Below are 5,119 nucleotides of genomic sequence, written 5' to 3' on the forward strand. Positions count from 1 at the left end.
ACCGCCGCCCGGGCGCCGGCGGGGCTCGGATCGTCGTCGAGGGTGGAATCCGGGAAGCGGTCGGTCTCCACGATCTCGGTGGCGACCCGGGCCTGGATCAGCCGCGCGGCCTCGGGAATCCAGAGAGTCTCGGAGGGGACCGCGAGGGCTTCCGCCGCGAAGGCCGGCTCGACCCCCGCCGCCACGTAGGCCGCCAGCTCCACCGAGCCCTCTGCCTGCAGGATCTGCCCGAACAGGCCGGCATCGTAGGGGGCGTGGAAGCCGAGGCGGCCCTGCGCCACGAGGGACCGGGTCGCGCCGCGCACGAAGGCCAGGGTGCAGGCCGAGACGCAGTAATCCGGCACGTAGGTGGCGAGGTTCCGCGCGGCGATGAGTTCGCCGACCGCCAGGGCCTCGTCGACGAGACCGCCCTCGCTGGTGAGGTGGATGCGCGTCACCTCCGGGTGGGCGGCCAGCAGCGTGCCGAGGCGCGCGGCCGTCCCCTCCCCGATCTCGCCCGCGAGCCGGACGTCACGCCCGTATGGACCGAGGGCGATGCGGGCCGCCGGCTCCGCCGCGCGGGTCTGGACAAGATCCTCCAGTCGCAGCGACAGGTCGGCCAGGGCGGTCTTGAGAAAGGCGGGCACGCCGGAAGTGGTCAGGACGCAGCAGGCCGCGGCGGCAAGGATCGCCGTGCCGAGCCGGCGGCGCTTTCGACCGAACCCGACCATCCGAACCTCGTCCGCCATGCGACAGCCCTCCCGATCCGGCGCCGGCGACAATCATCGCGGCGGCAGGACACGCCGATTATTGGCCCGGGAAAGTCTCACGCAAACACCCTGCCAGTCGTCGCGCAGTCGCGGCGAGGGTCAGGATTTGAGGAGAGGGATGTTTGTCGATGTGGCCTCGCCGCAACGGGGAAGAATCGCCTGACGCTGGCTTCGGAGACCGCCAAAGTCTTCCAAGGCACGGTCGAACATGTCGCAGGCGGCCTCAGGTCGGCTCGGGCGGGCGCAGGAGGTAGGTGTCCATGATCCAGCCGTGGCGGGTCCGCGCGGCCTCGCGGAGGTCGCCGATCTCGGCCGCGACGTCGCCCAGGCGGCCGGACACCAGGATCTCGTCGGGGGTGCCGAGGAAGGCGCCCCAATAGATCGTCAGGTCCGGGTCGAGGTGGTCGAAGCGGGGCCGGCCGTCGAGCATCACCACGGTGGCGTCCGCGCCTTCGGGCAGGCCGCCGGCGATCTGCCGGCCGGTGGTGATGGTGATGGGCCCGCCGATGCGGTTGAGGGGGATGCGGTGGCCGGCCGCCAGCGCCTGAACGCTGGTGATGCCCGGGATCACCCGGACCGCGAGGTCGAGGGTTCCGCGCGCGAGAATGCGGTCCACGATCCGAAGCGTGCTGTCGTAGAGGGAGGGATCGCCCCAGACCAGGATGGCGCCGCAACCCTCCGGGTCGAGCTCGCGCGCGATCATCGCCTCGTAGACGGCCGCGCGCGCGGCGTGCCAGGCCTCGACGGTGGCCCCGTAATCGGCGGGGTTGCGGTCGCGCTCCGGGTCCTGCGCCTCCACGAAGCGATAGGGCTTCTCGGTGAGGTAGCGGGTACAGATCTCCCGGCGCAGGTCAACGAGGTCGGCCTTCGCGCGCCCCTTGTCGAGGGCGAAGACCACGTCGGCGGTGTTGAGGGCGCGGATCGCCTGGATCGTCATGTGCTCGGGGTTGCCGGTGCCGATCCCGATCACCAGGAGAGTTCTCATCGTGCGCCGTCCTCCACTCCCGCCCGGGCCGCCCGCTTAGAGCATGCGGCGGGGGAGGGGAACCGGTCCCGCCAAACCACCTGCGTTCCCAACTCCTTAGGGTGAGCCCCGGTGTCCGCGGGCACGCGGGCGCCCGGAAACCGGTCTGTCGCGCTGCCGCCCCGTGTGCTATGGAGCGCCCGACATGACTGGCCTCCGGCACATGGCACTCTGGCTCGCGGCAGTGATCGTTCTGATCGCCGTCGGCCTCATGCCGTCGGATGCCCAGGCCCATGCCGGCCATCCGCATGCTGCCCGCGTCGCCGCGACCGCCCTCCCCCCGACCGCGTCGTCCGAGGCTCGGACCGGCGAGGCGCAGACGCTTCTTTCCCCCCTCGCTATCCGGACGGTCGTCGTGCTGGCGGCCCCCCCGGTCAGGGCGCTGAGCACCGGAACCTGCGACGGCACCTGCTGCAATGCCGGCTGCCGCAATGGCTCCTGCTGCACCGGAGCCGGGCTCACCCCGGACATCGACGCCGATGGCGACCCGCGCGGTCCTGGCGACCGCGCCCTGGCGCGCGCCCTCCCCGCCCGGACGGACGTCGTCCCGGAAGCCCTCCCCGAACCACCCAGATCCTAAGCCTGACGCTGCCCCGCGTCCGCCAGGCCCGCGAGACTCCCGACGGAGGCGCGAGGCCGGGACGCCGTTCCGTGCTCCTCGGCGAAAGAATCCTGGTCCATGCTCCGTTGCCTCGCGGCCGCCCTGCGCGCGTTCGCTCTCCTCGTCGCCCTCGCGCTCCTCGGCCCCCCTGCCCTGTCCGGGCCGGCCCTCGCCCATGAGGGCCACGATCACGGTGCGGAAGCGCCGCCCGCCCCGGCCGCGACCGCCCCGCGGGCGGAGGCCGTCTCCGAGCGCTTCGAACTCGTCGCCGTGGTGCAGGGCACCGACCTCGTGCTCTACCTCGACGCCTTCGCCAGCAACGCCCCCGTCCCGGAGGCGAGCGTCGCCGTGATGACGCCGGAGGGCCGGCGCAGGGCCGCCGAGACGGCGCCCGGCACCTACCGCCTCGCGGCCCCCTGGCTCGCGGCCGGCGGCGACCACGACCTCATCGTCGGCGTCTCGGTCGAGGGCCGCACCGACATTCTCAACCTCGATCTCCACCTGCCCGCCCCGGTCGCGACCCCGGCCGCCGGCCCGTCCACCCCGGGCACCGCGGCCATGGCCTTGGTCGGCCACCTCGCCCGGAAGAACCCGGCGGCCCTGGCGGCCGGCGGCTTCCTGATGGGGCTCGGTGTGTTCGCCCTGGCGCGCCGGCGACGCGCGGGCCAGATCCTCGTCGGCCTTCTCGCGGTCGGAGCGACGCTGGTCGTGGCCCTCGTCCTCGGCGGCGCGGCGCAGGCGCACGAGGGCCACGGCCCGGTCGAGACGGCGGCCCCCGTCACCCCGGCGGTCCTGACTGGCGGGACCCTGATGGAGCGGGCGCGGCGCCTGCCGGACGGCTCGGTCTTCGTGCCCAAATCGCTCCAGCGCCTGCTGGCCCTGCGCACCGGCCTGACCGCGCAAGCCTCCGTCACCCGCGGCACCGAACTGCCGGGCCGGATCATCCCCGACCCGAATGCCAGCGGCGTGGTGCAATCCTCCGTCGGCGGAAGGCTTGCGCCCCCCGAGCGCGGCTTTCCCCGCCTCGGCACGCGGGTGGCGCGCGGCGACGTGCTCGCCACCGTGACCCCGCCGGTCCAGGCGGTGGACGTCTCCGACATGCGCCAGCGCCAGGGCGAGCTCGACCAGCAGATCGCCATCCTGGAGCGCCGGGTCGGGCGCTTCGAGCGTCTCTCCAGCACGGGCGCGGTGGCGCAGACGCAGCTCGACGACGCCCGCTCGGAACTCGTCGGCCTGCGGGACCGCCGCGCCGCCCTCGACGCCATCCGGCGCGAGCCCGAAGCCCTCGTCGCCCCGGTCGACGGCGTCATCGCCGAGGCGAACGCGGTGGCGGGCGCCATGGCAGCCCCCGGCACGGTGGTCTACCGCATCGTCGACCCGGGCAAACTCTGGGTCGAGGCCCTGAGCTTCGAGGCGCTGGCCGAGGGCAGCCGGGCCACCGCGCGGCTGGGCGACGGTGGCACCCTGCAGCTCGCCTATCGCGGCACGGGCCTCGCCGACCGCAACCAGGCGGTCCCGGTCCAGTTCGCCATTGAGGGCGACGGGCGGGGCCTGCGTCTCGGCCAGTTCGTGACCGTGCTGGCCCCCGTGGGCCAGGCCCGCCCCGGCCTGCCGGTGGCGCGCTCCGGCGTCGTGCGGGCGGAGGGCGGCAGCCTCGTCTACGAGCATGTCAGTGCCGAGCGCTTCATGGGCCGCCCGGTGCGAGTGGCGCCCCTCGATGCCGACCGGATGCTGGTGGAGGACGGGATCGCGGCCGGGCACCGCGTCGTCGTCCAGGGCGCCGAACTCCTCGACCAGATCCGCTGAGGGGGCCCCCGATGTTCGAAGCCATCGTCGCGCAGTCCCTGCGCAACCGCCTGCTCGTCGTGGCGCTCGCCGCCGCCCTGGTGCTGACCGGGCTCCTCGCCCTCACGCGCCTGCCCGTGGACGTGCTGCCGGACCTCAACCGCCCCACCGTCACGGTGATGACGGAGGCCGAGGGGCTCGCCCCGCCCGAGGTCGAGCAGCGGGTCACCTACCCGATCGAGACCCGGATGAACGGCCTGCCCGGCGTCACCCGGGTGCGCTCGGTCTCCGGCATCGGCCTGTCCATCGTCACGGTGGAATTCGCCTGGGACGCCGACCTCTACCGGGCGCGCCAATTCGTGGCCGAGCGGCTGGCGCTCGCCCGCACCGAACTCCCCGCCAACGTGATGCCCCAGATGGGGCCGGTCTCCTCGATCATGGGCGGCATCCTGCTGGTGGCGGTGACGTCCGAGACCGCGAGCCCGATGAGCCTGCGCGAGACCGCCGACTTCACCATCCGGCCGCGCCTCCTGGCGATCCCGGGGGTGGCGCAGGTCATTCCCATCGGCGGCGAGGTCCGCCAGTTCCGGGTGGCGCCGAACCCCGCCGCCATGCGGGCGCTGGGCGTCACCCATGCCGCCCTGACCCAGGCGCTCGAAGGCTTCGGCACCAATGCGGGCGGCGGCTTCACCGATGCGGGCGCCCGCGAGGTGCTGATCCGCGCCATCGGCCGGACCATCGACCTCGACGACCTGCGCAACCTCGTGGTGGGCACCCCCGCGGGTCCGGTCTACCTGCGCCAGGTGGCCGAGGTGGATTTCGCGCCCCGGCCCCGGCGCGGCGACGGCGGCTACATGGGCCAGCCCGCCGTGATCGTCTCGGTGGAGAAGCAGCCGGGCGTCGACACCGTGCGGCTGACAAAGACCGTGGAGGACGCGCTGGCCCAGCTCGGCCCCAGCC

General features: G+C 73.9%; 5 protein-coding genes. 3 read left to right on the top strand and 2 right to left on the bottom strand.

Going from position 1 to position 5,119, the window contains the following annotated elements:
• A partial coding sequence (locus tag MFF30_RS22685) for a COG3904 family protein (RefSeq protein WP_506289933.1) occupies positions 1-728 on the bottom strand: 728 nt, incomplete at its 3' end.
• Positions 729-972: 244 nt separating this feature from the next.
• Positions 973-1,734 carry a precorrin-6A synthase (deacetylating) gene (gene cobF, locus MFF30_RS22690; RefSeq protein ID WP_238282323.1) on the bottom strand — a complete coding sequence of 254 codons (762 nt, stop codon included), beginning with the start codon at positions 1,732-1,734 and terminating at the stop codon, positions 973-975.
• A gap of 184 nt (positions 1,735-1,918) precedes the next feature.
• Here cobF and MFF30_RS22695 point away from each other — a divergent pair, with 184 nt between their 5' ends.
• The 3 genes from MFF30_RS22695 to MFF30_RS22705 all read left to right on the top strand — a co-directional run.
• Entirely contained in the window at positions 1,919-2,353 is a 435-nt protein-coding gene (locus tag MFF30_RS22695; RefSeq protein WP_238282324.1) for a hypothetical protein, read from the top strand.
• Positions 2,354-2,452: 99 nt separating this feature from the next.
• Complete coding sequence (locus MFF30_RS22700; RefSeq protein WP_238282325.1) at positions 2,453-4,180, top strand: efflux RND transporter periplasmic adaptor subunit; 1,728 nt, start codon at positions 2,453-2,455, stop codon at positions 4,178-4,180.
• Between the two features lie 11 nt (positions 4,181-4,191).
• The coding region (locus MFF30_RS22705) for an efflux RND transporter permease subunit (RefSeq protein WP_238282326.1) at positions 4,192-5,119 on the top strand (928 nt) is incomplete at its 3' end.

This window comes from Methylobacterium goesingense, from assembly GCF_022179225.1.
GTDB classification, from domain to species: domain Bacteria; phylum Pseudomonadota; class Alphaproteobacteria; order Rhizobiales; family Beijerinckiaceae; genus Methylobacterium; species Methylobacterium goesingense.

Excerpts from the sequence above, each read along its gene's own strand:
- MFF30_RS22700 (WP_238282325.1), top strand. The coding sequence starts at position 2,453 with ATGCTCCGTTGCCTCGCGGCCGCCCTGCGCGCGTTCGCTCTCCTCGTC.
- MFF30_RS22695 (WP_238282324.1), top strand. The coding sequence starts at position 1,919 with ATGACTGGCCTCCGGCACATGGCACTCTGGCTCGCGGCAGTGATCGTT.
- cobF (WP_238282323.1), bottom strand. The coding sequence starts at position 1,734 with ATGAGAACTCTCCTGGTGATCGGGATCGGCACCGGCAACCCCGAGCAC.